This window comes from Micromonospora sp. C81 (assembly GCF_018070425.1).
Taxonomy (GTDB): domain Bacteria; phylum Actinomycetota; class Actinomycetes; order Mycobacteriales; family Micromonosporaceae; genus Micromonospora; species Micromonospora zamorensis.
Window position 1 is genome coordinate 219615 of sequence record NZ_JAGPXS010000001.1, and the last position, 22447, is coordinate 242061.

The window sequence follows — 22447 nt, forward strand, 5'->3', positions numbered from 1 at the left end:
CGAGTGGTGATATAAAGGTCGTCGTGCACGCCTTCGACGTGCTGGGCGATCCGGTCCGGCGCCGCATCCTGGAGCTGCTCGCCGACGGCGAGCAGACCGCCGGCGCGGTCAGCGCGGTCATCCGCGACGAGTTCGGCATCTCCCAACCTGCCGTGTCCCAGCACCTCAAGGTGTTACGGGACAACGGCTTCGCCACCGTGCGGCCGGAGGGCACCCGGCGGTTGTACGCGGTCGACCCGCGCCCGCTGCGCGAGGTCGACGGCTGGCTGGAGCACTTCCGCCAGTTCTGGACCCCACCCCTGGCGGCACTCGCCACCGAGCTGGCCCGGGGCCGACGCGAGCGTCGGCTGCGTGGGCCCGCCGACCCACCCGACGAGAGGAACACCTGATGTTCGACGCGACCGAGCAGATCAACGCCGTGCAGCGGAAGGTCGGCAGCCGCACCCTGGAGGCCGGTGAGGCTCGGGTGACCACGATCAGCCAGACCTACCAGGCGACCGCCGAGGACCTGTGGGACGCCTGCACCAGCGCCGAGCGCATCCCGCGCTGGTTCCTGCCGATCACCGGTGACCTGCGGCTGGGCGGCACGTACCAGCTCCAGGGCAACGCCGGCGGCACCGTCGAGAGCTGCGAGCCGCCGCGCCGCTTCACCGCCACCTGGGAGATGGGCGGCGAGGTGAGCTGGATCGAGGTGCGGGTCACCCCGGTCGGCGACGAGCGGGCCCGCCTCGACCTGGACCACATCGCGCACGTCGACCAGGACCGGTGGGCCCAGTTCGGGCCGGGCGCGGTCGGTGTCGGCTGGGACCTCGGGCTGCTCGGCCTCGCCTCGCACCTGGCCGGCGACGGCAGCGGGATCACCCCGGAGCAGGGCGCCGAGTGGACCGCCTCCGCCGAGGGACGGCGGGCCATGGAGCTGAGCAGCCACCTGTGGGGTGAGGCAAGCATCGCCGCCGGCACCGACGCCGACGAGGCGAAGGCCGCCGCCGAGCGCACCACCGCCTTCTACACCGGCGCCCCGCAGGCCTGAGCGCGGGCGGCGGCGCGGCAGCAAGAGCGACGACCGGGGTAACGTGCTGCGGATGACCGGCACGCCGTACTCGCACTGCTCCTACTGCGGCGCCGCCTACCCGCCGGCCGCCGGGTGGCCGCGGGTCTGCGCGGCCTGCGGTGAGACGGTCTGGCGCAACCCCCTGCCCGTGGCGGTCGCGGTGCTGCCGGTCCGCACGGCCGAGGGCCTGGGCGTGGTGGTCGTCCGCCGGGACATCGAGCCGGCCCGCGGCCTGCTCGCGCTGCCCGGCGGCTTCATCGAGTACGGCGAGGAGTGGTCCGACGCCCTCGTCCGTGAGCTGCGGGAGGAAACCGGCCTGGTCGCCGCGGCCGAGGACGCGCGACTGTTCGCGGTGCACGGCGCCCCGGCGGGCGGCACGATGATGATCTTCGGGGTGCTGCCCGAGCGAGCGGCCGAGGATCTGCCACCGTCGACGCCGACCGAGGAGGCGACCGAGTGGCTGGTGCTCACCGACCTGGTCGAGCTGGCGTTCTCCACCCACACACGGGTCCTGGCCGAGTTCCTGACCGGCACCCCCTGAGTCACCGACGCTGCGCCGGGTCGTCCGACACGTTCGTGGGGGATGATGAGGACATGGTGCAGGCGTTCGCAGCCCACCCGCCCTGCGCGGTGTGCGGCCGACCCGCGACACACGTCGAACTCGTCGCCCCCGGTGCCAAGCCCGCCGACTGGGCCGACCGCTCGGCGCAGGAACGCGACGTGTTCGACGCCGCCCGACAGCGTCATGGCGACCAGCAGTGGTGGCTGATCTTCTCTGGCATCGAGGCCGGCAATGGCACCGGCGACCCGGTCGATCTGGCGAGAGCGACGCGGATCGCCGCCGCCTTCACCGAGCCGTACCGGTTCGCCGCCGTGACGACTGCCGGCTTCTACGATGACGCTGGCTTCTGCGGCCCCTGCGACGCACCGTACTGCCACCGCCACTGGAACGTCTCCAGCACCGGATACGGCACCTGCCCACACGGCCACGGCAAGAGCCTCGATCCATTCTGGTGGCCCGACGACCTCTGACCGTGGCCGTTGCCGCCATCAAGGGTTACGTCGATCCGCAGTATCAGCGAGCGCCGCCGCGCCGCTAGGCTACGGCCTCGACATCGCATGGCTGGTAAGGGGAGACGGACATGTCGCAGGACCACGCTGAGCAGCCGTTGGGAGGTTCGGCCGCCAAGCTGGACACGACGGTGCCGCACTCGGCACGGGTGTGGAACTACTGGCTCGGCGGTAAGGACAACTTCGCCCCGGATCGCGAGGTCGGCCAACAGGTACGGGCGGTCTTCCCGGAAATCGTCGAGGCGGCCCGGTATTCGCGCGCCTTTCTCGGACGAGCGGTAACGTATCTCGCCGCGGAGGCGGGGATCCGTCAGTTCCTCGACGTCGGTACCGGCCTACCCACGGCCGACAACACCCACGAGGTCGCCCAACGGATCACGCCGCAGGCGCGCGTCGTCTACGTCGACAACGACCCGATGGTTCTCGCGCACGCCCGGGTGCTGCTGACCAGCAGCCAGGAGGGTGCCACCCAGTATGTCGACGCCGACCTGCGCGACCCGGAGAAGATCGTCCAGGACGCTCGGGACACACTGGACTTCGGTGCGCCGATCGCGCTGATGCTGCTGGGCGTCATGGGTCACGTCGAGAAGCCGGCTGAGGCGCGGGCCATCGTCGACGCTCTGGTCTCGTCCCTACCATCGGGCAGCTTTCTGGCGATGTCCGACGGTACGGCTACCAGCGAGCGGGTCATCGAGTCGCATCGGCAGTACAACGAAAGCGGTGCCCTGCCGTACCACCTGCGCGAGGTCGCGGACTTCACGGCGTTCTTCGACGGCCTCGACCTGGTCGAGCCGGGTGTCGTGCCGCTGGGGCACTGGCGGACTGACAGCAGGCCCCCGGCCATGGTGGACGGCTACTGCGGGGTCGCCCGCGTGCTCTGACGCCTCTTCACCCCGTACGCCGTTCGGCGGGTCGCTTGAAGGTTGGTTGCTGGCGTCGGCCATGACCAGTTCCCCGACGCGCCTCTAGGTAGCCTGCGCGTCGCCCGGCACCTCGGTGATCGGCAGCAGGACCCGGAACGTGGTCCGTCCGGGCTCGGTCTCCACCCGAATGTCGCCGTGGTGCTTGTGCACCACGATCCGGTACGAGATGTCCAGCCCCAGGCCGGTGCCCGCGCCGACCGGCTTGGTGGTGAAGAACGGCTCGAAGATGCGCGGACGCACCTCGGGCGGGATACCCGGGCCGGTGTCGGTGACCTCCACCGCCAGCGAGTCACCGACACGTCCGGTGTGGACGGTCAGCACCCCCTTCTCCCCCATTGCGCCCAACGCGTTGTCGATCAGGTTGGTCCACACCTGGTTCAGCTCGGCCGCGTACGCCGGGATGGGCGGGATGCCGCGGTCGTACTCGCGGACCAGCTTGACCTCGGCGGGGATCTTCCCCTTGAACATCACCAGCGTGGCGTCGAGCAGGTCGTGCACGTCCACCACCCGGTGCGGCGCGCGGTCCAGCTGCGAGTACTGCTTGGCGGCGCCCACCAGGCCGGAAATCCGGGTGACCGCGTCACCGATCTCGCGCATCAGCAGCTCGGTGTCCACTGTGTAGGTGAGCCACCGCACCGCCGCCTCCAGGTCGGCGGATCCGACCGCAGCCTTCACCTCCGTCAGCCAGGCCGTGTCGAGCCCGCCCCCGACCAGGATCGGCGCCAGGTCCCAGGCGCCGCCGACGCCGTGCTCCTCCAACCAGTCGGTCAGGGTGTCCTCGGCGTCAGCCGTGGCCATCGGGGTCAACTTGGGCGCGGTGGCGACCCGGGCGACCGCCTCCTCCTGCAACGCGACGAGACCGTGCAGGGCCCTGCCGTCGAGCCGCCCGTCGGCGATCATCGCGAGCTTGTGCCGCATCCCGGCGACCCGGTCGCGCAGCACCGAGGTGGCCCGCACCGCCGCCGCCGCCGGGTTGTTCAGCTCGTGGGTCAGACCCGCCGAGAGCGAACCGAGCGCCAGCAGCCGCTCCCGTTCACCGACGATGGTCTGGGAGTCCCGCATACCGAAGAACAACCCCTCCAACAGGTGCATCGGCATCGGGAACCAGGACCGCAGGGCGTGAGCGAAATCCTCCGCCGGCAACACGAAGAAGTCCGCGTCGGTCACCGCCCGCAGGCTGTTGCGGTAGACCTGGTCGACCTGGTCACCGAGGTACGCCTGGACGGCTCCGCCGTACACGCCGCGCTGGTCGGTGCGGCTGACCTCGACGTCGTCACCACGCACCTGCCGACTCAGCGCCACCGCGCCGCGCACCAACACGAAGAAGCAGGTCGCGGGCTCGCCCTCGGCGTACACGAGGGTGCCACCGGCACGCTGCTCGACCCGGCCGCGCTCGGCCAACCAGTCGAGCTGGCCGTCGTCCAGGGCCTCGAACAGGAACAGGGTACGCAGCTGCTCGGGCGTCAACCGATCAGACTCCATGGTCATTGGGCCTCCAGGTAGCGGTGCACGAGCGAGACGGCCATCGCACCCTCGCCTACGGCCGAGGCGACCCGCTTGACCGACTCGGCGCGCACGTCACCGGCGGCGAACACCCCCGGCACGCTGGTCTCCAGGTGGTACGGGTCGCGCGACAACGACCAGCCCGCCGGCCGTCGTCCGCCGGCGAGCAGATCCGGGCCGGTGACGATGAAGCCGCGCGGGTCGCGGACCAGCACCCCGTCCAGCCAGTCGGTGCGCGGCTCCGCACCGATGAAGATGAACAGCCAGGACGTGTCGACCGAACGGGACTCCCCGGTCCGCGTGTCGCAGAGGGTGAGCCGTTCCAGGTGGTCCTCCCCGGACCCAGCGACCACGGCGGTGTACGGGTGCACGAAGATCCGGTCGATCCGTTCCAACTGGTCGATCAGGTAACGCGACATCGAGGCGGTCAGGTCCGCGCCGCGGATCAGCAGGTGCACCTTCGACGCGTACCGGGAGAAGTGCACCGCCGCCTGCCCGGCGGAGTTGGCCCCGCCGACGATGTAGACCTCCTGCTCGACGCAGCTCGGCGCCTCGGTGGCGGCCGCACCGTAGAACACCCCCCGGCCGGTGAAGTCGGCCAGCCCGGGGGCGTCGAGCACCCGGTACGACACGCCGGTGGCCAGCACCACTGTGTGCGCCGCGATCTCGGTGCCGTCGCCGAAGCGCAGCAGCCGGGCGCCCCCGGCCTCACTGAGACCGACGACCTCCCGGGCACTGAGCAGCTCGGCGCCGAACTTCACCGCCTGCCGCCGGGCCCGGTCGGTCAACTGCGCGCCGGAGACGCCGTCCGGGAAGCCCAGGTAGTTCTCGATCCGGCTGCTCTGCCCGGCCTGACCACCGGTGGCCCGCCGCTCGACGAGCACGGTCCGCAGCCCCTCCGACGCGCCGTACACCGCCGAGCCGAGGCCGGCCGGACCACCGCCGATCACCACCAGGTCGTAGAAGTCGCACGCCGGCACCACTGTCAACCCGGCCAGCGCGGCCAGCTCGGTTTCGTTGGGGGCGATCAGCGCCTTGCCCTCGGGGGTCACCACCAGCGGTACGTCCGCCTCGGTGGCGCCGGCCGCGTCGAGCAGGCGGACGCCCTCCGGGTCGTCCGACAGCAGCCAGCGGTACGGCACCAGGTTGCGGGCGAGGAAGTCGCGGACCTTGAACGACGGCGCCGACCAGCGGTGCCCGACGACCCGGATCTCGGCGCTGGCCGCGTCCGGGGTGACCGCCCACGCCTCCAAGAGCCCGTCCACCACCGGGTACAGCTTCTCCTCCGGCGGATGCCACGGCTTGAGCAGGTAGTGGTCCAGGTCGACCACGTTGATGGCCTCGATCGCGGCGTCGGTGTCCGCGTACGCGGTGAGCAGCACCCGGCGGGCGGCCGGGAAGATGTCCATCGCCGCCTCGAGGAACTCCACCCCGGTCATCTCCGGCATCCGGTGGTCGGCCAGCAGCAGCGCCACCTGTTCGCCGCGCAGTTTGACCTCTCGCAGCGCGTCCAGCGCCTCCGGCCCGGAGGAGGCCCGCAGCACCCGGTAGCGGTCGCCGTAGCGGCGCCGGACGTCCCGGGCCACCGCCCGGGACACCACGGGGTCGTCGTCGACGGTCAGGATCACCGGGTTCGCCATGGCGCCATGAAACCACCTGGCACGGGTCGACCGCACCAATGCGTGAGCTCCACCGCACGGTTGACCGGCCCGGGACCGGGTAAGCCGGTGAGCCGCACGGGCGCCCGAACACCGGCGACCCGCCCGGTTGCCGTGCACACCTCGGGGGGCCCATGGCGGACGCGACACCGACCGGACCGACGATGTCGGGCACGATCGTGGAGCTGCGGGTGCACGGCGTCTCCGGCGCGGGGGCGGACCAGGTGCTGGACCGGCCGTACGTGCACCAGGTCGCTGGGGACCGCAGCGGAGGGTTCTACCGACCGCGCCCCGGTTATCCGGACTCGACGGGGACGGACGGGGTGACGCTGGAGGCGTACCGCTGGAGCGACCTGCCGTCCGGCACGGCCGTGCGGACGCTGTCGTTGGTGTTCCTGTTGCCGTTCATGCTCTGCAACGTGGCGCTCTGGATGCGCCCGGCGAACACCGCTTCGAAGCTCGGCTTCATGGCGCTGTGCCGGGTGCTCGCCCTCACCCTCACCATGCTCTACGTGCTCTCCATCGTCGGGGTGGCGTTGGACCTGGTCGCCTGGCGCTGCATGGACACCCCGTCGTGCCTGGCCGGGCGGAGCTGGCTGTCCTGGCTCGGCGGACGCCCGACCGGGCTGCGCCTGGGTGTGCTGGCGTTGGTGCCGGTCGCCGCCATCGGGTTGGTCTGGTGGCTCGGCGCGCGCCCGGGCCACTCGTTCGACGCGTTCCGGACCCCGTCGACCCCGACCTCGAAGCACCAGTTGAGTGCGGTCGGCCAGTGGGACGGTGAGCCACTGGTGGGTCGGCTGCGCTCGGTCCACGTCGCGGCGGCGTTCGCCACCCTCGACGGCAGCCTGCTGGCCGCCCGTGTCAGCCAGCACCGCTCGTGGGTGATGGTGATCCTGCTGGCGGCCACCGGGGCGGTGCTGCTGACCTGCCTGGTCCTGCTCACCGTGGTGCCGAGCATCGACCGGACCGACCCGGCGCCCCGGGTGGACGCCTTCTTCCGCGGGCTGCGCACGATCGCCTGCGGTGTGACGGTCCTGGTTATCGTTCACGTCGTCATCAGTCCGGCCCCGTGGCCGCAGGACCGTGCGCTGCCGGGTTACGGCGCGATGGTGGCCTGGCTGTTCGTCAGCCAGATGATGCTGGTGACCGCCCTCGCCGCGCTGGTGATCTGGCGGCGGGGCGGCGGGCAGCACGGGGCGCCGCTGCGGGCGTTGGGAGCGCCGGTCTTCGTCACGATCGCGGCCGGACTCGCCGTGGCGTTCTCCGCCGAGCTGGTCTACCGGGTGGCGGACCTGCTTGATCGCGAGGGGACGACCGCGGACGGCCTGGAGACCAGCCCTCCCCTGCCGTACAAGTGGGCGATCTTCGGGTTTTTCATGGCGGTGGTGACCGCCCTGCTGGTGGCGGCTCTGGTCACCAGGCTGACCCGGCGCGGGCGGCGGCTGGCCGCCCAGGCGATCGTGGCCGCCGACTTTCCGCACGCGCCCGCGTCGGCGGCGGACCGGCTGCGTCGGGTCGAGCGGGCTATAGCCCGGGCCCGGTTCACCGAGCGGCTGGAACCGCTCTCCGTGGTGTACGCCGGGCTGGCGGCGCTCGGCCTGTCCACCAGCGTTCTCGGCCTGCTCCAGCTCATGCCGGGCGAGCTGGCGCAGCGCTACGTCGGGGTGCCCGAGGGCATGGTCAACTTCCTGATCGGGTCGGGCAGCTACGCGATCGCCGCGATCCTGCTCGGCCTGGTGATCGGCGGCCTCTTCGCCTACCGCACGGCCGGGTTCCGTCGCTACGTGGGTGTGCTCTGGGACCTGGGCACGTTCTGGCCCCGGGCGGCACACCCGTTCGCGCCGCCCTGTTATGCCGAGCGGGCCGTGCCGGAGTTGGCCAAGCGGATCTCCTACCTGGTGGAACAGGGTCACGGCGTGCTGCTGGCCGGGCACAGCCACGGCTCGGTGCTGCTCGCCGCCACGGTGCTGCAACTGCCCACCCAGATCACCGACCGGGTCGCCCTGCTGACCTACGGGTCGCCACTGGGTCGGTTGTACTCGCGGCTGTTCCCGGCGTACGCCGACGAGCCGGCGCTGCGGGAGATCGGCGAGCGGGTCGGCTGGCGCTGGATCAACCTGTGGCGCGACACCGACCCGATCGGCGGGTGGATCTTCGCCTCCCACCGGCCCGGGGAGGCGGAGACGCTGACCGGGCCGGCGGCGATGGTGGATCGCCGGTTGGTCGACCCGGAGGATGTGGTGCCGGCGCCCAGCGACAGCGTTCCCCCACCGATCCTGGGGCACTGGCCGTGTGAGTCGCAGGATGAATTCGCCGAGTCGGTGCGGGAGCTGACCGGGCGACTGCTCCCGGGGCGGCAAGCGACCGGCGGAGCCGGCCGGCCCGGCTGAGGCAGCGGCCGGATATCGTCGCGGGGTGAGCCCCTCCAAGCAGCCCGAACGCCGGTTGATCGCCTCGAACAAGAAGGCCCGGCACGAGTACACGGTGCTGCGAACGTACGAGGCGGGGATCGTGCTGGTCGGGACCGAGGTGAAGTCGCTGCGCGAGGGGCGGGCCTCGCTGGTGGACGCGTTCGCGCACGAGCGCGACGGTGAGATCGTGCTGTACGGCCTGCACATCGCCGAGTACACCTACGGCACCTGGACCAACCACGCTCCCCGCCGCAACCGCAAGCTGCTGCTGCACCGGGCCGAGATCGACCGGATCCTGGACAAGGTCCGCGAGGGTGGGGTGACCATGGTCCCGCTGTCGATGTACTTCGAGAACGGCTACGCCAAGGTCGAGCTGGCCCTGGCCAAGGGCAAGCGCTCCTACGACAAGCGGCAGACGTTGGCCGAGCGCGACGCCAACCGCGAGATCGCCCGCGAGCTGGGCCGGCACCTCAAGGGTCATCCCCGCCGGCCCTGACCTCCACCCTTCTCGCTAGCGGCCGATCTTGTCCAGCTCAGCGAGGTCGTCGTCGGAGAGTCGCAGTGCGGCGCCCGCGATGTTCTCGCGCAGGTGCGTCGTGGACGAGGTGCCCGGGATCAGCAGGATGTTCGGCGAACGCCGTAGCAGCCAGGCCAGAGCGACCGACATCGGTGCCGCCTCCAGCCGAGCGGCCACGGTCGAGAGCACCGAGGACTGCAGAGGACTGAAGCCGCCGAGAGGAAAGAACGGCACATAGGCGATGCCCTGCTGGGCGAGCGCGTCGATCAGCTCGTCGTCCTGGCGGTGCGCGAGGTTGTACATGTTCTGCACGCACACGATCGGCGCGATGGCCTGCGCCTCGGCGACCTGTTCCGGCGTCGCGTTGCTCACTCCGAGGTGCCGGATCAGGCCCTGCTGCTGAAGGCCGACGAGTGTCTCGAACGCCTCGGCGACCGAACCGGGCTGCGGGCCCGCGGCATCGCCGAGCCGGAGGTTGACAAGGTCGAGCACGTCGAGGCCGAGGGTCTCGAGGTTCTCGTGCACGGACCGGCGCAGGCTCTCCGGGTCACGGGCCGGTGGCCAGCCGCCCTGCTGGTCGCGGTTCGCGCCGACCTTGGTCACGATGTGCAGCGAATCGGGGTACGGGTGCAGCGCTTCCCGGATCAGCTGGTTGGTGACGTGCGGCCCGTAGGCCTCGGAGGTGTCGATGTGGGTGATGCCCAGCTCGACGGCCGCGCGAAGGACGGCGATTGCCCCGCCGTGGTCGGCCGGCGGTCCCATGACCCAGGGGCCGGCCAGCTGCATGGCGCCGTAGCCGAACCGGGTGACCGGCAGGTCTCCCAGCGTCCAGGTGCCGCCGGGAAGGGAGGTGGAGACCATGTTCGTACCTCTGGCTTTCGTGTCGCACTGAGCGGTGCTGGTGCATCGTCTACCTGCTCCACTATCGGGGTGTAACTTCACGGTGGGAAGTAGGCACCTGAAGGTGCGTAACGCCCCCAGCGGCGGGAGGAGCGGTCCGATGACAACGACGACGGCGGCGCGGAAGAGGGATCAGGCCAAGGCGGAATACGACGCCTTCCTGGCGCAGTGTCCGAGCCGCATGCTGCTCGACCGCATCGCGGACAAGTGGGTCACGTTGGTTCTGGCCGCGCTCCGCAGCGACGGTTCGCACCAGTTCGGCGCCGACTGCGCCGGCGAGCCACGGCCGATGCGGTACTCGGAGCTGTCGCGCCTCCTGGCCGGGGTCAGTCAGAAGATGCTGACCCAGACGCTGCGCTCCCTGGAACGCGACGGTCTTGTCACCCGCACCGTGGTGCCGACAGTGCCCGTCACCGTCACCTACGAGCTGACCGACCTCGGTGTCTCCCTGCACGAGGTGATACGCGGCCTCAAGGGCTGGGCCGAAACGCACATGGACGACGTGCTCGCCAACCGCGCGACGTACGACAACCAGGTCGCCTGAGCCGCTCCGCCTCCCCACGACGGAACCACGCAACACCCGGTCGCGCACCTACGGCCGGAGAAGCCCACGGGAGTACGCAGAAACAGCACAGTCCGGCCTTTCGTGCTCGCAGATGCGGCAGCTAGGGTGAGCCGGTGACGATGTTCCGGATCGGTGAGGCGGCCGACCTGCTCGGCGTCAGCAGCGACACCATTCGCCGCTGGGTCGATGCCGGGCGGCTGACGGCCGGGCGCGACGAGCACGGCCACCGGGTGATCGACGGGGTCGACCTGGCCGCGTTCGCCCGCGCCCAGGCCGCCGACCCGGACGCGGGCGCCGAGTTCTCCTCGGCCCGCAACCGGCTGCGCGGCATCGTCGTCGACGTCCGCAAGGACACGGTGATGGCCCAGGTCGACATCCAGGCCGGCCCGTTCCGCGTCGTGTCGCTGATGAGCCGGGAGGCGGTCGACGAGCTCGATCTGCGGGTCGGCTCGATGGCCGTCGCGGTGATCAAGTCGACAACGGTCGTGGTGGAGCGGGCCGCACCCGCCCCGAGCAGGGGAAGGTCGGGCGGATGAGCGCGCGGGCGACGCGTACGGCGATGGCCGTGGTCATGGCGTTGACCGTCGCCGGCTGCGGCGCGGGCGACGACCGGGCCTCCGGCAGCGCCGCGGACGGCCGGGGCACCGGCGCGGTGACGGTGTTCGCGGCCGCCTCGCTGACCGAGTCGTTCCGCCGGATCGGCAAGGACTTCGAGGCCGCCAACCCCGGCAGCACCGTGACCCTCAACGTCGCGGGCAGCTCAGCCCTGGCCAACCAGATCAACCAGGGTGCGCCGGCGGACGTGTTCGCCTCCGCCGCCCCGGCGAACATGGCCACGGTCACCGAGGCGGGCAACGCCGACGGCACGCCGACCACCTTCGCCCGCAACCAGTTGGTCATCGCGGTGCCCCGGGGCAACCCGGGAGGCGTGACCGGGCTGGCCGACCTGAGCAGGCGGGGCGTGAAGGTGGCGCTCTGCGCCAACCAGGTGCCCTGCGGTGCGGCGGCCCGCACCGCCCTGGACACGGCCGGCGTCGCGCTGACTCCGGTCACCCTGGAGCAGGACGTCAAGGGTGCGCTCGCCAAGGTGAAGCTCGGTGAGGTCGACGCGGCCCTGGTCTACCGCACCGACGCGCGAGCGGCGAGCGCCGACGTGACCGGGGTGGAGTTTCCCGAGTCGGCGCGGGCGGTCAACGACTACCCGATCGTCGCGCTGAAGGACGCGCCGAATCCGGCCGGCGCGCGGGCCTTCGTCGCGTACGTCCGCTCGGCGCCGGCGCAGGCGGTCCTCGCCGAGGCCGGTTTCCAGGCGCCATGAGCCAGCTCCTTGAGCACGCCGCGCCCCGACGGCGGGGGCGGGTGCCGATCGCGCTGCTGATCCCCGCCGGGTTGGGGCTGCTCTTCCTCGTCCTGCCGTTGGCCGGGCTGGTGATCCGGGCGCCGTGGACCACGCTGCCGCAGCGGCTCACCGAGCCGGGCGCGCTGACCGCTCTGCGGCTGTCGGTGCAGACCGCGACCCTGGCCACCGTGCTCTGCCTGCTGCTCGGGGTGCCCCTCGCCTGGGTGCTGGCCCGGGTCGAGTTCCCCGGCCGTCGACTGGTCCGCGCGCTGGTCACCGTGCCGCTGGTGCTGCCACCGGTGGTCGGCGGGGTGGCGCTGTTGCTGGTCTTCGGTCGGCGTGGGCTGCTCGGCGGCTGGCTCGACGCCACGTTCGGCATCACCCTGCCGTTCACCACAGCGGGTGTCGTGTTGGCCGAGTCGTTCGTGGCCATGCCGTTCCTGGTCATCGCCGTGGAGGGTGCGCTGCGCGCCGCCGACCACCGCTTCGAGGAGGCCGCCGCGACGCTGGGCGCGAGCCGATGGACCACCTTCACCCATGTCACGCTGCCCCTGGTGGCGCCCGGGTTGGCGGCCGGCGCGGTGCTCTGCTGGGCCCGGGCCCTCGGCGAGTTCGGCGCCACCATCACCTTCGCCGGCAACTATCCCGGGCGTACGCAGACCATGCCGCTGGCCGTCTACCTGGCGTTGGAGACCGACCTGGAGTCCGCGATCGTGCTCAGTCTGGTGCTGCTCGTCGTGTCGGTGGGCATCCTGGTGGCGTTGCGCGACCGGTGGATGAGCAGCGCATGAGCGGTGCACTGCTGGACGCCCGGCTCGTCGTCGACCGGGGCGCCTTCCGGCTCGACGTGCCGCTGCGGGTCGCGCCCGGCGAGGTGGTCGCGTTGCTCGGCCCGAACGGCGCCGGCAAGACCACCGCGCTGCGCGCGCTGGCGGGGCTGCATCCGCTCACCGCCGGTCACGTCACCCTCGACGCCATCGACCTGGACCGCCCGGCGACGCGCGGCTGGGTGCCCACCGAGCGCCGGCCGATCGGTGTGGTCTTCCAGGACTACCTGCTGTTTCCCCATCTCAGCGCACTGGACAACGTGGCCTTCGGGCCTCGCCGGCACGGCGTCGACCGGAAGACCGCCCGGGCCACGGCCCGACACTGGCTCGACCGGGTGGGGCTGGACGCCCAGGCGCACCGCCGCCCCAGACAGCTCTCCGGTGGTCAGGCACAGCGGGTGGCATTGGCTCGCGCGTTGGCCGTCGCGCCATCGCTGCTGCTGCTGGACGAGCCACTCGCCGCGCTGGACGCCCGCACCCGACTGGACACCCGCGCGGAGCTGCACCGCCACCTGTCCGCGCACCCGGGCGCGACGGTGCTGGTCACCCACGACCCGCTGGACGCCCTCGCGCTGGCCGACCGACTGGTCATCGTCGAGGGTGGTCGCGTGGTGCAGGAGGGTGACGGGCCGAGCGTCACCGCCCGCCCGCGCACCGACTACGTCGCCCGACTGGTCGGGCTCAACCTGTACCGGGGCAGGGCCGAAGGGCACGGGGTACGCGTCGCGCCGGATCTGACCCTCACCGTCGCCGACCGGTTGGACGGCGAGGCCTTCGTGGCGTTCCGTCCGGCGGCGGTGGCCCTGCACCCGTCCCGACCGGAGGGCAGCCCGCGCAACACCTGGGCGGGGACGGTGGCCGGCGTCCAGCGGCACGGCGACAACCTCCGGGTGCAGCTGGACGGGCCGATCGGGGTGGCCGCCGACGTCACGCCGGCCGCCGCCGCCCAGTTGCGACTGATTCCCGGTCAGCGGGTCTGGGTGGCGGTCAAGGCGGCCGAGACGCACGCCTACCCGGCCACCGGCTGACCGCCGGGCCACCAGCCCGCCCGGCTCATGAGGACACGGACGAGGAGTCAGCCGCGACGGTGGTGGGCCCGCTGTCGTTTCGTCCAGGACGGCCACCGCGGTCGCCATCTAGCCTGGACCCGGCAGCTCACCCGAGCATGAGGAGACAGCACAATGCGCAACCTGGTCTACACCGGTTTCATGTCGCTGGACGGCGTCGTGGACTCGCCCGGCGGCGGGCCGTCAGAGGAGCACCGCAGCGGTGGGTGGGTGTTCAAGGACCTCGAGTTCGTCCCGGAAGCCTGGTCGCTGAAGGGCGAGGAGCTCGCGGACACGACGGCGTTGATGTTCGGCCGTCGCAGCTACGAGGCGTTCGCGGCGGTCTGGCCCGGCTCCGAGGACCACGCCGACTACAAGGAACTGCCCAAGTACGTCGTGTCGACCTCGCTGTCCGACGACGCCATCGTCGACGGTTGGGGGCCGACCACGATCCTGCGCTCGACGGAGGACGTCGCCGCGCTCAAGGAGGGCGAAGGCGGCGCGATCTTCATCCACGGGAGCGCGGAGCTGGCTCGGCGGCTGTCCGACGCGGGCCTGATCGACCAGTACAACCTGCTCGTCTTCCCCGTGCTGCTCGGTGCCGGCAAGAGCCTGTTCGGCCGGGCCGACCGGGACAAGCACATGCTGACGCTGCGGGAATCGGAGAGCTACCCGAACGGGATCCTCAAGCTGGTCTACGACGTCAAGCGGTGATCCAGGTCGAGGGCGATCGCGCCACCGGCCCGGTCGCGCAGCTGCCGGGCGGTGCCGCCGGAGGAGCGCAGTGATGGAGCGGGGCACGCGTGAGCAGGTGCTCGGCCGGCTGGCCGAGGCCGTCGGGTCCGTCACGGTCGCACACCCGACGCGGGTGGCCGTCGACGGACCGCCCGCAGCCGGCAAGACCACCCTCGCCGACGAGCTGGCCGTCGTCCTGCGAGCACAGGGTCGCGACGTCATCCGGGCGACGATCGACGATTTCCTCTTTCCCCGGGCACAGCGCTATCCGCGTGGCGAGTACTCGGCCGAAGGCTGCTACTTCGACACGCACGACCACGGAGCGCTGAACCGGGTTCTGCTGGATCCGCTCGGGCCGAACGGAGATCGACGCTTCCAACCCGCGGTCTACGACCACACCACGGACGCTGTGCTGGCCCCGCCGGTCACGACTGCCGCAGCCGACGCCGTGCTGCTCTTCGACGGCGTCTTTCTCATGCGCCCGGAACTGATCGACCGGTGGGACCTGCGCGTCTTCGTGTCGACCGCGCTCGAATCGACAGTGGAACGTGCCGTGATCCGGGAGCGTCGGGTGTCGTCACAGGTCGACGTCGAGCGGCGCTGGCGGGAGCGTTACATCCCCGCCCAGCAGCTCTATTTCGCCACCGCCCGTCCGACCGATCACGCCGACATCATCATGCACAACGACGAGCCCCGACGGCCGCTCTGGGAGACCCGGACACGCTGACCGTGCTCCGGGTCCGGATGCCTGCAGACGCCGAACTGCCCGCCGTCAACCGGGCGGCGCGGAGGCGGTCAGTCGGCGAGCAGGTCGTGGTGTGCGGCGCGCAGCCGGGCCAGCGCCGGGTCGCTGCCGGGGACGATCCGGCGATCCAGCTCGGCCCACACCTCGGCCAGCGCCACGCGGACCGCACTCAGCTCGGCGGCGTGCCGCTGGCTGCTGCGTCGGTGCTGCTCGTCGAGGCGCCGGGCCCAGCCGGCGGTGACCGTGGCAAGCCGGTCGGCGTCGGCGCGGGCCTGCGCGGCGCTGCGGGCGGCGGAGGCGGGGACGATCGCGGCGACCGGGCGGGGATCGCCGTCGCGGGTGACGACGGTGACCGCGTCGGTCAGCTCGGCCAGCGCGACGAGCTGGCTGAACCGGGTGCGCGCCTCACGCAGCGGCACGGAACGCGGCGGGTCGGGATGAGGGGTGAGCGCGGGGACGGCCATGGATGCATGGTGTCGCCCGGGTACGACAGATTTGCGTCGTCAGTGGACGGTGGTCGGCGATCCGCTCGCCCCGGCCAGCCACTCGTCGGCCAGCACCGACCAGACTTCGAGGTCGATTCGTCCCTGCGGGCCGGGGATGACCTGGCGCAGCGTGCCGTCCAGGCGCAGGCCGAGTCGACGGGCGAGTGCCTTGCTGCGGGTGTTGTCGGCGTTGGTCCGCCACTCCACCCGCTGGATGCCACGCTCGCGCACCGCCCAGTCGACGATCCGGCGGACCGCCGGCGCCACCATGCCCTTTCCCTCGGCTGCCGGCTCCACCCAGCAGCCGACCTCGCAGACACCCCGGGTCACGTCGAACGACACGAGCATGACCCCGCCGACCAGCGTGCCGCGCCACCACAGCCCCCAGATGCCGCCACTGTCGCTGGCCCACCGGTCGGCGTACCGCTGCAACACGGCACGGGCCGACGCCAGGTCGGTGGCCACGAAGGTCGGCGACACCCAGGGCTGGATGTGCTCCCGGGCCCGGTCGAGATTGGCGAGGAACTCCTCGGCAAGCCAAGGGTCCAGCGGGCGCAGCTCGACCTCCTCGGTCAGCGGCAGGGCGAACACCGGGCCTCCCCGAAGGTGCGCTGGCAACGACGGGTAGCAGACTCGCACAGGGCCGCAGGCCGGCTGCGGGCCGGGGCCGCTCACTCCGGCAGATGGGTACGCAGGGCGGCGAACTGGGCCACTGTCAGGTAGGAGGGGTTGGCGGCCTGCGGTTGACGGAACACCTCCAGGTCGGCGAGTCGGTCATCGGCGCGCAACACCGTGCGGGGCACCCGGTCGCCGGCGGCGAGGATGGGCAGGTCCAGTGGCACCGACCACGGCTGTCCCCCAGCGCCTGGCTCGGCCGCCCCGGTGACCCGTCCGACACCCCACACCCCGTACGGCAGTCGCGCCCGGCTGCCGCTGGCCCAGAAGACCACCGGCTGCCCGGCGCGCATGAGCCGCGCCCGATAGCCGGGGCGTACGCACCAGCTCGTCACCAGTGGCTCGGCGGCGAACCGGGCGGTGAGGTCGACCAGGTCGGCGTTGCCCTTGATCAGCCAGGCACCCAGGTCGTCGAGGCGCACCCGTGGCTCGGTCATCCGCTCATCCTGCCCGGCAGACGGCCACCCCAATCAGATGATCATGTGGGTCCAGTAGCTGAGCCAGAGCACGAACAGGGCGCCCTGCACGACGGCGAGCGTCGCGGTCAGCCACACGTCGACGCTCGCGCGGCGGGCCCAGCGCGCCAGCACCAGAGCCACCGGGAAAGCGGCGAGCAGGTAGCGCAGCAGACTCTTGTACACCGCCGGGCCCATCGACAGGGGCACCAGCACCATGAGTACGCCGTACACCAGGTAGGGCAGCTCCCGGCGGCGGAACCCGGCGACCAGCACCGCCAACACGGCCACCGCGAACCACAGCCGCGCGGCGTCGCGCGGTTCCCCGGCCAGCCCGTGCAGCAGCACCGGCACCGGGTTCTGCACCCTGATTCCCCAGCCGGTCTCCTGGGCGTGCTGGTAGGCGAACCAGTCCCCGCCGCGCCACCGGCAGTACGCCATGAAGGTGAACCAACCGGCGGGCAGCAGCAGCAGCGGCCAGCCGATCCGCAGATAGCCGAGCAGGGCGCGCGGCCCGAGCCGCCAGTCGTGCTGGCGGAGCAGCACCAGGGCCAGCGGCAGCGCCACGAGCAGCCCGACGGAACGGCTCATCGCCAGGAAGTAGCCGAGCACGCCGACCAGCAACCAGCGGCGCCGCTCGGCGTAGTAGAACGCGGCCAGCGCGAGACAGACGAACAGCGACTCGGTCAGCGCCGCCTGGAACAGGAACGCGGTCGGCAGCAGCACCAGATACCGGGTGAACCGGCGGGCCGCGCCCGCGTCGCCGAGCAGGAGTTCGGCCAGCCGGTAGCCGTACCAGAGCGCCAGCAGGAACGCCACGTTGCTGATCACCAGCAGGGCCAGCGCGTTGTCGCCGCCGAGCACCGCGCCGAGGGGCCGGGCCAGGAACGGGTAGAGCAGCGGGAACCCGAAGTCCCGCCACGGCCCGGTCAGCGGCAGCTCGCTCAGCCGCAGGTAGAGCAGAGCGTCCCAGGCGAACCAGAAGGAGATCCACCGGTGCCCGGAGATCTCCCGCTGTTGCGTCCACATCAGCGCCTCGTCCGGCGGTGGTGCCCCGGGAATGCCGTCCCAGGCGTGCAGGGCCAGCAGCCCGAGCAGGGTCAGCACCACCTTCGCGCCGAGGAACAGACCGATGACGTACGCCCAGGGCTCCGGCACCCGGCGAGCCAGGCGGCCCGCGCCGCGGCCGGCCGTGGCCGTGCGGGCGGCCAGCGCCGCCGCGCCGCTGCGCCACCGGTGCATCCGCCCCGCTCCCCCACCTCCGTCGGCCCGCCCGCCGCCGCGCGGGGTGTCGCCCTTCTCGTTGTACGCCGCCGCACGCCGCACCGGAGCGAAAATGAACCACCATCAAGGGTGACATTACGCGCAGAACGGGTACGCGCCGCGCCTCAACCATGACGGTGGGCAGGGAGCGCGGCAGCATGAGCGAGCAGCACGGCACGGTGATCATCGGTGCGGGGCCGGCAGGGCTCACTGCGGCGTACGAGCTGCTGAGACACGGCCTGCCGGTGCAGGTGTTCGAGGCGGACGAGGTGGTCGGCGGGATCAGCCGGACCGTGGAGCGCGACGGGTGGCGGTTCGACATCGGCGGGCACCGGTTCTTCACGAAGGTGCCCCGGGTGGAGTCGTTCTGGCACGAGATCCTGCCCGACGAGGACTTCCTGACCCGACCCCGGATGAGCCGGATCTTCTACCGGGGCGCGCTGTTCAACTACCCGCTCAGCGCCATGAACGCCCTGCGCAACCTGGGGCTGCCCGAGGCGGCCCGCTGCCTCGGTTCGTACGCCCGGGCCCGCCTGCGCCCACCGAAAGATCAGTCGCACTTCGAGGGCTGGGTGTCGGCCCGATTCGGCTGGCGGCTGTACTCGATCTTCTTCAAGACGTACACCGAGAAGGTGTGGGGAATGCCGGCCGACCGGTTGCAGGCCGACTGGGCCGCGCAGCGGATCAAGAACCTGTCGCTGGCCACGGCGATCCGCAACGCGCTGCTGCCCAGCCGCCGGCGCACGGACGTGACCAGCCTGATCGAGGAGTTCCAGTACCCGAAGTACGGGCCGGGGATGATGTGGGAACGCTGCGCCGAGCAGGTCCGCAAGCGTGGCGGACAGCTGTCGACCGGCACCTGGGTGACCGCCGTGCATCGCGACCCGAAGCGACGGCGGGCGATCAGCGTGACGGTCGACGGCGCGGGCGGGCAGCGTACTCAACCGGCCGACGACGTGATCTCGTCGATGCCGATCTCGGAGCTGGTGTCCGCGCTGCGTCCGCCGGCACCGCCGGAGGTGCTGGCCTGCGCCGCCGACCTGCGCTACCGCGACTTCCTGACGGTCGCGCTGGTGGTGCCGGCGGAGTTCTCGTTCCCCGACAACTGGATCTACGTGCACGACCCGGGAGTGCGGGTGGGCCGGATCCAGAACTTCGGCTCCTGGTCGCCGTACCTCGTCAAGGACGGGCGCACCTGCCTCGGGCTGGAGTACTTCGTGTTCGAGGACGACGAGATGTGGCGTACCCCGGATGCCGACCTCGTGGCGTTGGCGACCGCGGAGCTGGAGCGGTTGGGGTTGGTCCGACCCGGTGTGGTGGAGGCCGGCTACGTCGTGCGCATGCCGAAGGCCTACCCGGTGTACGACGAGCGCTACCAGCACAACGTGGACGTCATCCGTGACTGGCTGGCCGAGGCGGTGCCGAACGTGCACCCGGTGGGCCGCAACGGCATGCACCGCTACAACAACCAGGACCACTCGATGCTGACCGCGATGCTCACGGCCGAGAACATCGCCACCGGCAGTACGCATGACGTCTGGTCGGTCAACGTCGAGCAGGACTACCACGAGGAGTCCTCCGGCGGCGACGGTCGACGGGGCACGGGCCGGGACGCGCCGGTGGTGCCCAGCCGGATCATCGCGGCTCCGATCAATGCGCCCGAGGGTGTCGGCGCCGCGGGGAGTGGCGATCGACCCAGGCAGGTGCCGCTGGGCTGACGCCGCCGGACCCTGCGCCGCGCCACACATCGGCGATCCCGACGGCAGTTCAGCGATGGTGAAGCAGGCCTCGCTCGGCCATGTGGGCTCGCAACGTCTCGGCATCCTCGGCCGACATCAACCAGCGTGGGATCACGGTGGCCGGCATCCGGCCGACGTACACGATCCAGAAGTCCGGAGTGTCCCTGACCTGGGCGACCCCGTCCCAGGCGATGCCGCCGGACTCCGAGCCGCTACGCATCATGATGTTGGCATCGGTGATGTCGTAGGCGCCCTCGACGGCATAGCCACTGGAACGGCGTCGGGCGCGCAACCGCACCCAGGGCCAGTAGAGCATCGACAGCACGCCACCCACGATCAGCGTCACCCACAGCGGCGAGATCTGCTCGCCCCACGAGAACCGCCGCGACAGTGCCAGACCGATCGCTCCGATCGCCGCCAGCGTCGCACCGATGTAGCTGAACCTGCGCAGCCGAACACTGGCGAGCGCAGCGGCCACCCGGCCCGGGTAGGCGGGATCGGCGGGGACGTCGAATCGGATGTGCACGTCAGAACGATAGTGCCCCGAACCACGTCCGGGTCTGGCGGACACCGAACGCCGGTGCTGGCCGGGATGCTGTGACATATCGCCCACAGCCAGGGCCACCGAAGCCGACAGCCGGTACCTACAGTCGGGCCATGAGCACCGACGAAGGCGCGCGGGCCTGGCTCCGCCAGCGCGGAGCGGAGCAGATCGCCCATCCCGGTGGCAACCTGTACGCCCACCTGTGTCGGGTCAGCGAACGACTCGCCGCGCTCGGCTGCGGCAGTGACGTGCAGGTCGCGGGCCTCACCCACGCCGTCTACGGCACCGACGGGTTCGACCTCGCCCTGCTCGATCGCGCCGATCGTGCGGTGCTGCGAGACCTCGTCGGCGCCGACGCGGAAGAGCTTGTCTACCTGTACGGCGCCTGCGACCGTGAACGCAGCTGGCGAAAGCTGGCACAGACCGGCCAGGTGTTCGACCGCTTCGTACATCAGGTGCGGACGCCGGATGCGGCTCAACTGCGGTCGCTCGTGGACCTGAGCATCGTCAACGAGTTGGACGTCATTGAGCAGGATCCTGCGGTGGCGGACCGGCACGGTACCTACTTCCGCGACCTGTTCGCCTCCTGGGCCCCACTGGCCTCCGAGGAGGTCATCCGCGATGCGCAGCGGGTCCTGCGGCCGTGACATCGACGGCACACACCCGCGTACCTGTCCGCGCCGTCTACCCCGGCAGCTTTGATCCCTTCACTCCCGGGCATACGAACGTGGTGAACCGGGCACGCGGCCTGTTCGACGAGGTGGTCGTGCTCGTCGCGGTCAACGGCACCAAGCATCCGACGATCAACGAGGAGGAGCGAGCGGCCGCTGTTCGGGCCATCCTGCCGGTGGAGTGGACCTCCGTCACCGTTGTGGCCTGGAGTGGATTGACCTCCGCCTACTGCCGAAGCCACGACGTGGGGGTGATCGTCCGCGGCGTGCGCAACACCACCGACCTTCAGACCGAGTGTCAGCTCGCCGCGATGAACCAGTCGCTGGGCGTCCCCACGGTATTTCTGCCCGCGCGGCCCGAACTGGCCGCGGTGTCCTCCACCGCGGTGCGGGCGCTGGGGCCGTTGCCCCCGTCCACGCGGCCGTAGGCAGCGAGACATCGGCGGACTCCAGGCATCACGGCAGGTGTGTGCAGTGTGCCACCGTGGCGTCGTCCGGGGCCTGAGCGGCGGCGGCACCGAGGCCGTCGGCTTCGGCCTGCCGGACGCGGCGGAGGACACCGGATGGGCCGTCGGCGGCGAGCATTTCCAGGATGCCCGGCCAGTCGGTGAGGCCGTACGGGCTGACGATACGGCTGGCACCGTTGCTGAGCAGCGCGGCACCGTTCAGGTCGGCGAGGGACCGGCTGCCGGTCACCGCCTCCCGGGCCGCGCGCGGGTCGTCCTTGGCGATCCAGTAGCCGCCGACCTGGTTCCGACGGGCCCGCAGCGCCTCGGCGCAGGAGTCGCGGACACGGTCGTACTCCAGGGTTCCCGGTGCAATGCCGTCCAGGGGCGCCGAGCAGTCACGCCGGGCGGTGACCTCACGGTCGTCGGTGATCACCTGAGGGCCGCCGTGGGCCGGGTCGAGGATGAGGAACGAGTCCGCGAGCAGCAGATAGTCAAGGCGGCCCCGGTACGCGCGCACCACCGCGACGGTGGCCTGCGGGCTGCGCGGGTCCCCGATGTCGCAGGTGTCGCCGTGCTCGGCGGCCACCTCGTCGATGGCCGCGGCGAGGACAGCCGTGAGGTCCTGCCCGTCGTCGCGCGACAGGTGGCCGAGCAGTGCTCCGCCGAGCCGCTGCGTGTACCAGGCGACCCCATGGAAGCAGAGTGATTCGGCCCCGGGGATGCCGGCACCGTCGAGCAGGACGACAGCGCCGGTAACCGCGCCGACGAAGTCCTCGTTCGACCGACCGGCCCGACCGGCGCTCGTCGCCAGGCCGACCTGCACTCGTGCGCTCCTGTCTGTGGGCGGGAGTGACTCAGAGGTATATCGCTCGACG

Annotated in this window: 26 protein-coding genes; 17 read left to right on the forward strand and 9 right to left on the reverse strand. The window is 71.5% G+C overall.

Annotation, left to right across the window (positions count from 1 at the left end; translation table 11 throughout):
* Nucleotides 1-23 precede the first annotated feature (23 nt).
* From KBX46_RS01035 to KBX46_RS01055, 5 genes are all read left to right on the forward strand, one after another.
* Nucleotides 24-389, forward strand: coding sequence for a helix-turn-helix transcriptional regulator (locus tag KBX46_RS01035; protein WP_210789800.1), 366 nt, complete (start codon nucleotides 24-26; stop codon nucleotides 387-389).
* Nucleotides 389-1030, forward strand: coding sequence for an SRPBCC family protein (locus KBX46_RS01040; protein ID WP_141909660.1), 642 nt, complete (start codon nucleotides 389-391; stop codon nucleotides 1028-1030). Before KBX46_RS01035 ends, KBX46_RS01040 begins: the two co-directional genes overlap by 1 nt.
* A gap of 52 nt (nucleotides 1031-1082) precedes the next feature.
* Nucleotides 1083-1592 carry an NUDIX domain-containing protein gene (locus tag KBX46_RS01045; RefSeq protein ID WP_210789802.1) on the forward strand — a complete coding sequence of 170 codons (510 nt, stop codon included), beginning with the start codon at nucleotides 1083-1085 and terminating at the stop codon, nucleotides 1590-1592.
* Nucleotides 1593-1645: 53 nt separating this feature from the next.
* Nucleotides 1646-2083 (forward strand): hypothetical protein, encoded by a 438-nt coding sequence (locus tag KBX46_RS01050; protein WP_210789804.1) that lies wholly within the window; start codon nucleotides 1646-1648, stop codon nucleotides 2081-2083.
* 110 nt (nucleotides 2084-2193) lie between these two features.
* Entirely contained in the window at nucleotides 2194-3003 is an 810-nt protein-coding gene (locus tag KBX46_RS01055; protein ID WP_210789806.1) for an SAM-dependent methyltransferase, read from the forward strand.
* 84 nt (nucleotides 3004-3087) lie between these two features.
* Here KBX46_RS01055 and KBX46_RS32985 read toward each other — a convergent pair whose 3' ends face one another.
* Nucleotides 3088-4533, reverse strand: a complete 1446-nt coding sequence (locus KBX46_RS32985) for an ATP-binding protein (RefSeq protein ID WP_210789808.1) — start codon at nucleotides 4531-4533, stop codon at nucleotides 3088-3090.
* On the reverse strand, nucleotides 4530-6188 hold the full coding sequence (locus KBX46_RS01065) for an FAD-dependent oxidoreductase (protein WP_210789810.1): 1659 nt from the start codon (nucleotides 6186-6188) through the stop codon (nucleotides 4530-4532). Before KBX46_RS01065 ends, KBX46_RS32985 begins: the two co-directional genes overlap by 4 nt.
* 182 nt (nucleotides 6189-6370) lie before the next feature.
* Here KBX46_RS01065 and KBX46_RS01070 point away from each other — a divergent pair, with 182 nt between their 5' ends.
* On the forward strand, nucleotides 6371-8596 hold the full coding sequence (locus KBX46_RS01070; protein ID WP_247666780.1) for a hypothetical protein: 2226 nt from the start codon (nucleotides 6371-6373) through the stop codon (nucleotides 8594-8596).
* Between the two features lie 25 nt (nucleotides 8597-8621).
* The gene (smpB, locus tag KBX46_RS01075) at nucleotides 8622-9113 is read left to right on the forward strand and encodes an SsrA-binding protein SmpB (RefSeq protein ID WP_088948483.1); all 492 of its coding nucleotides are present in this window, start codon (nucleotides 8622-8624) and stop codon (nucleotides 9111-9113) included.
* A gap of 15 nt (nucleotides 9114-9128) precedes the next feature.
* Here the strand turns inward: smpB and KBX46_RS01080 are convergent, their stop codons facing one another.
* On the reverse strand, nucleotides 9129-9995 hold the full coding sequence (locus tag KBX46_RS01080) for an aldo/keto reductase family oxidoreductase (protein ID WP_210789814.1): 867 nt from the start codon (nucleotides 9993-9995) through the stop codon (nucleotides 9129-9131).
* 139 nt (nucleotides 9996-10134) lie between these two features.
* On the opposite strand from KBX46_RS01080, the gene KBX46_RS01085 reads away from it, so the two are divergent.
* The 7 genes from KBX46_RS01085 (at nucleotide 10135) to KBX46_RS01115 (ending at nucleotide 15273) form a co-directional block, all read left to right on the forward strand.
* Entirely contained in the window at nucleotides 10135-10578 is a 444-nt protein-coding gene (locus tag KBX46_RS01085) for a helix-turn-helix domain-containing protein (protein ID WP_210789816.1), read from the forward strand.
* A gap of 134 nt (nucleotides 10579-10712) precedes the next feature.
* A complete protein-coding gene (locus tag KBX46_RS01090) occupies nucleotides 10713-11135 on the forward strand; it encodes a molybdopterin-binding protein (RefSeq protein WP_088948486.1) in 423 nt (140 codons plus the stop codon).
* Nucleotides 11132-11917 (forward strand): molybdate ABC transporter substrate-binding protein, encoded by a 786-nt coding sequence (modA, locus tag KBX46_RS01095; RefSeq protein WP_210789819.1) that lies wholly within the window; start codon nucleotides 11132-11134, stop codon nucleotides 11915-11917. Before KBX46_RS01090 ends, modA begins: the two co-directional genes overlap by 4 nt.
* On the forward strand, nucleotides 11914-12729 hold the full coding sequence (locus KBX46_RS01100; RefSeq protein ID WP_099854125.1) for an ABC transporter permease: 816 nt from the start codon (nucleotides 11914-11916) through the stop codon (nucleotides 12727-12729). The genes modA and KBX46_RS01100 overlap by 4 nt, the downstream gene beginning before the upstream one ends.
* A complete protein-coding gene (locus KBX46_RS01105) occupies nucleotides 12726-13793 on the forward strand; it encodes an ABC transporter ATP-binding protein (protein WP_210789822.1) in 1068 nt (355 codons plus the stop codon). The genes KBX46_RS01100 and KBX46_RS01105 overlap by 4 nt, the downstream gene beginning before the upstream one ends.
* Nucleotides 13794-13946: 153 nt before the next feature.
* Nucleotides 13947-14525 carry a dihydrofolate reductase family protein gene (locus tag KBX46_RS01110; protein WP_088948490.1) on the forward strand — a complete coding sequence of 193 codons (579 nt, stop codon included), beginning with the start codon at nucleotides 13947-13949 and terminating at the stop codon, nucleotides 14523-14525.
* 73 nt (nucleotides 14526-14598) lie between these two features.
* On the forward strand, nucleotides 14599-15273 hold the full coding sequence (locus KBX46_RS01115) for a cytidylate kinase family protein (RefSeq protein ID WP_210789824.1): 675 nt from the start codon (nucleotides 14599-14601) through the stop codon (nucleotides 15271-15273).
* Between the two features lie 68 nt (nucleotides 15274-15341).
* Here KBX46_RS01115 and KBX46_RS01120 read toward each other — a convergent pair whose 3' ends face one another.
* The 4 genes from KBX46_RS01120 to KBX46_RS01135 all read right to left on the reverse strand — a co-directional run bounded on the left by KBX46_RS01120 (nucleotide 15342) and on the right by KBX46_RS01135 (nucleotide 18232).
* On the reverse strand, nucleotides 15342-15755 hold the full coding sequence (locus KBX46_RS01120) for a type II toxin-antitoxin system Phd/YefM family antitoxin (RefSeq protein WP_210789826.1): 414 nt from the start codon (nucleotides 15753-15755) through the stop codon (nucleotides 15342-15344).
* Between the two features lie 39 nt (nucleotides 15756-15794).
* Nucleotides 15795-16367 (reverse strand): GNAT family N-acetyltransferase, encoded by a 573-nt coding sequence (locus KBX46_RS01125; protein ID WP_099854131.1) that lies wholly within the window; start codon nucleotides 16365-16367, stop codon nucleotides 15795-15797.
* Nucleotides 16368-16447: 80 nt separating this feature from the next.
* Nucleotides 16448-16888 carry a hypothetical protein gene (locus KBX46_RS01130; RefSeq protein WP_210789829.1) on the reverse strand — a complete coding sequence of 147 codons (441 nt, stop codon included), beginning with the start codon at nucleotides 16886-16888 and terminating at the stop codon, nucleotides 16448-16450.
* 33 nt (nucleotides 16889-16921) lie between these two features.
* Complete coding sequence (locus tag KBX46_RS01135) at nucleotides 16922-18232, reverse strand: hypothetical protein (protein WP_308159327.1); 1311 nt, start codon at nucleotides 18230-18232, stop codon at nucleotides 16922-16924.
* A 95-nt stretch (nucleotides 18233-18327) separates the two neighbouring features.
* Between KBX46_RS01135 and KBX46_RS01140 the strand changes: the two genes are divergently transcribed.
* On the forward strand, nucleotides 18328-19887 hold the full coding sequence (locus KBX46_RS01140; RefSeq protein ID WP_210789832.1) for an NAD(P)/FAD-dependent oxidoreductase: 1560 nt from the start codon (nucleotides 18328-18330) through the stop codon (nucleotides 19885-19887).
* Nucleotides 19888-19936: 49 nt separating this feature from the next.
* Here the strand turns inward: KBX46_RS01140 and KBX46_RS01145 are convergent, their stop codons facing one another.
* Entirely contained in the window at nucleotides 19937-20434 is a 498-nt protein-coding gene (locus tag KBX46_RS01145) for a YcxB family protein (RefSeq protein ID WP_210789834.1), read from the reverse strand.
* A gap of 131 nt (nucleotides 20435-20565) precedes the next feature.
* On the opposite strand from KBX46_RS01145, the gene KBX46_RS01150 reads away from it, so the two are divergent.
* Nucleotides 20566-21099, forward strand: coding sequence for a DUF6817 domain-containing protein (locus KBX46_RS01150; RefSeq protein ID WP_210789837.1), 534 nt, complete (start codon nucleotides 20566-20568; stop codon nucleotides 21097-21099).
* Nucleotides 21100-21179: 80 nt separating this feature from the next.
* Nucleotides 21180-21551 carry a pantetheine-phosphate adenylyltransferase gene (locus KBX46_RS01155; RefSeq protein ID WP_374224926.1) on the forward strand — a complete coding sequence of 124 codons (372 nt, stop codon included), beginning with the start codon at nucleotides 21180-21182 and terminating at the stop codon, nucleotides 21549-21551.
* A gap of 28 nt (nucleotides 21552-21579) precedes the next feature.
* Here KBX46_RS01155 and KBX46_RS01160 read toward each other — a convergent pair whose 3' ends face one another.
* Nucleotides 21580-22395 (reverse strand): hypothetical protein, encoded by an 816-nt coding sequence (locus tag KBX46_RS01160; RefSeq protein ID WP_210789843.1) that lies wholly within the window; start codon nucleotides 22393-22395, stop codon nucleotides 21580-21582.
* Between the last annotated feature and the right edge of the window lie 52 nt (nucleotides 22396-22447).

Excerpts from the sequence above, each read along its gene's own strand:
- KBX46_RS01040 (WP_141909660.1), top strand. The coding sequence starts at position 389 with ATGTTCGACGCGACCGAGCAGATCAACGCCGTGCAGCGGAAGGTCGGC.
- KBX46_RS01045 (WP_210789802.1), top strand. The coding sequence starts at position 1,083 with ATGACCGGCACGCCGTACTCGCACTGCTCCTACTGCGGCGCCGCCTAC.
- KBX46_RS01050 (WP_210789804.1), top strand. The coding sequence starts at position 1,646 with ATGGTGCAGGCGTTCGCAGCCCACCCGCCCTGCGCGGTGTGCGGCCGA.
- KBX46_RS01055 (WP_210789806.1), top strand. The coding sequence starts at position 2,194 with ATGTCGCAGGACCACGCTGAGCAGCCGTTGGGAGGTTCGGCCGCCAAG.
- KBX46_RS32985 (WP_210789808.1), bottom strand. The coding sequence starts at position 4,533 with ATGACCATGGAGTCTGATCGGTTGACGCCCGAGCAGCTGCGTACCCTG.
- KBX46_RS01065 (WP_210789810.1), bottom strand. The coding sequence starts at position 6,188 with ATGGCGAACCCGGTGATCCTGACCGTCGACGACGACCCCGTGGTGTCC.
- KBX46_RS01070 (WP_247666780.1), top strand. The coding sequence starts at position 6,371 with ATGTCGGGCACGATCGTGGAGCTGCGGGTGCACGGCGTCTCCGGCGCG.
- KBX46_RS01080 (WP_210789814.1), bottom strand. The coding sequence starts at position 9,995 with ATGGTCTCCACCTCCCTTCCCGGCGGCACCTGGACGCTGGGAGACCTG.
- KBX46_RS01085 (WP_210789816.1), top strand. The coding sequence starts at position 10,135 with ATGACAACGACGACGGCGGCGCGGAAGAGGGATCAGGCCAAGGCGGAA.
- modA (WP_210789819.1), top strand. The coding sequence starts at position 11,132 with ATGAGCGCGCGGGCGACGCGTACGGCGATGGCCGTGGTCATGGCGTTG.
- KBX46_RS01100 (WP_099854125.1), top strand. The coding sequence starts at position 11,914 with ATGAGCCAGCTCCTTGAGCACGCCGCGCCCCGACGGCGGGGGCGGGTG.
- KBX46_RS01105 (WP_210789822.1), top strand. The coding sequence starts at position 12,726 with ATGAGCGGTGCACTGCTGGACGCCCGGCTCGTCGTCGACCGGGGCGCC.
- KBX46_RS01110 (WP_088948490.1), top strand. The coding sequence starts at position 13,947 with ATGCGCAACCTGGTCTACACCGGTTTCATGTCGCTGGACGGCGTCGTG.
- KBX46_RS01115 (WP_210789824.1), top strand. The coding sequence starts at position 14,599 with ATGGAGCGGGGCACGCGTGAGCAGGTGCTCGGCCGGCTGGCCGAGGCC.
- KBX46_RS01120 (WP_210789826.1), bottom strand. The coding sequence starts at position 15,755 with ATGGCCGTCCCCGCGCTCACCCCTCATCCCGACCCGCCGCGTTCCGTG.
- KBX46_RS01130 (WP_210789829.1), bottom strand. The coding sequence starts at position 16,888 with ATGACCGAGCCACGGGTGCGCCTCGACGACCTGGGTGCCTGGCTGATC.
- KBX46_RS01140 (WP_210789832.1), top strand. The coding sequence starts at position 18,328 with ATGAGCGAGCAGCACGGCACGGTGATCATCGGTGCGGGGCCGGCAGGG.
- KBX46_RS01150 (WP_210789837.1), top strand. The coding sequence starts at position 20,566 with ATGAGCACCGACGAAGGCGCGCGGGCCTGGCTCCGCCAGCGCGGAGCG.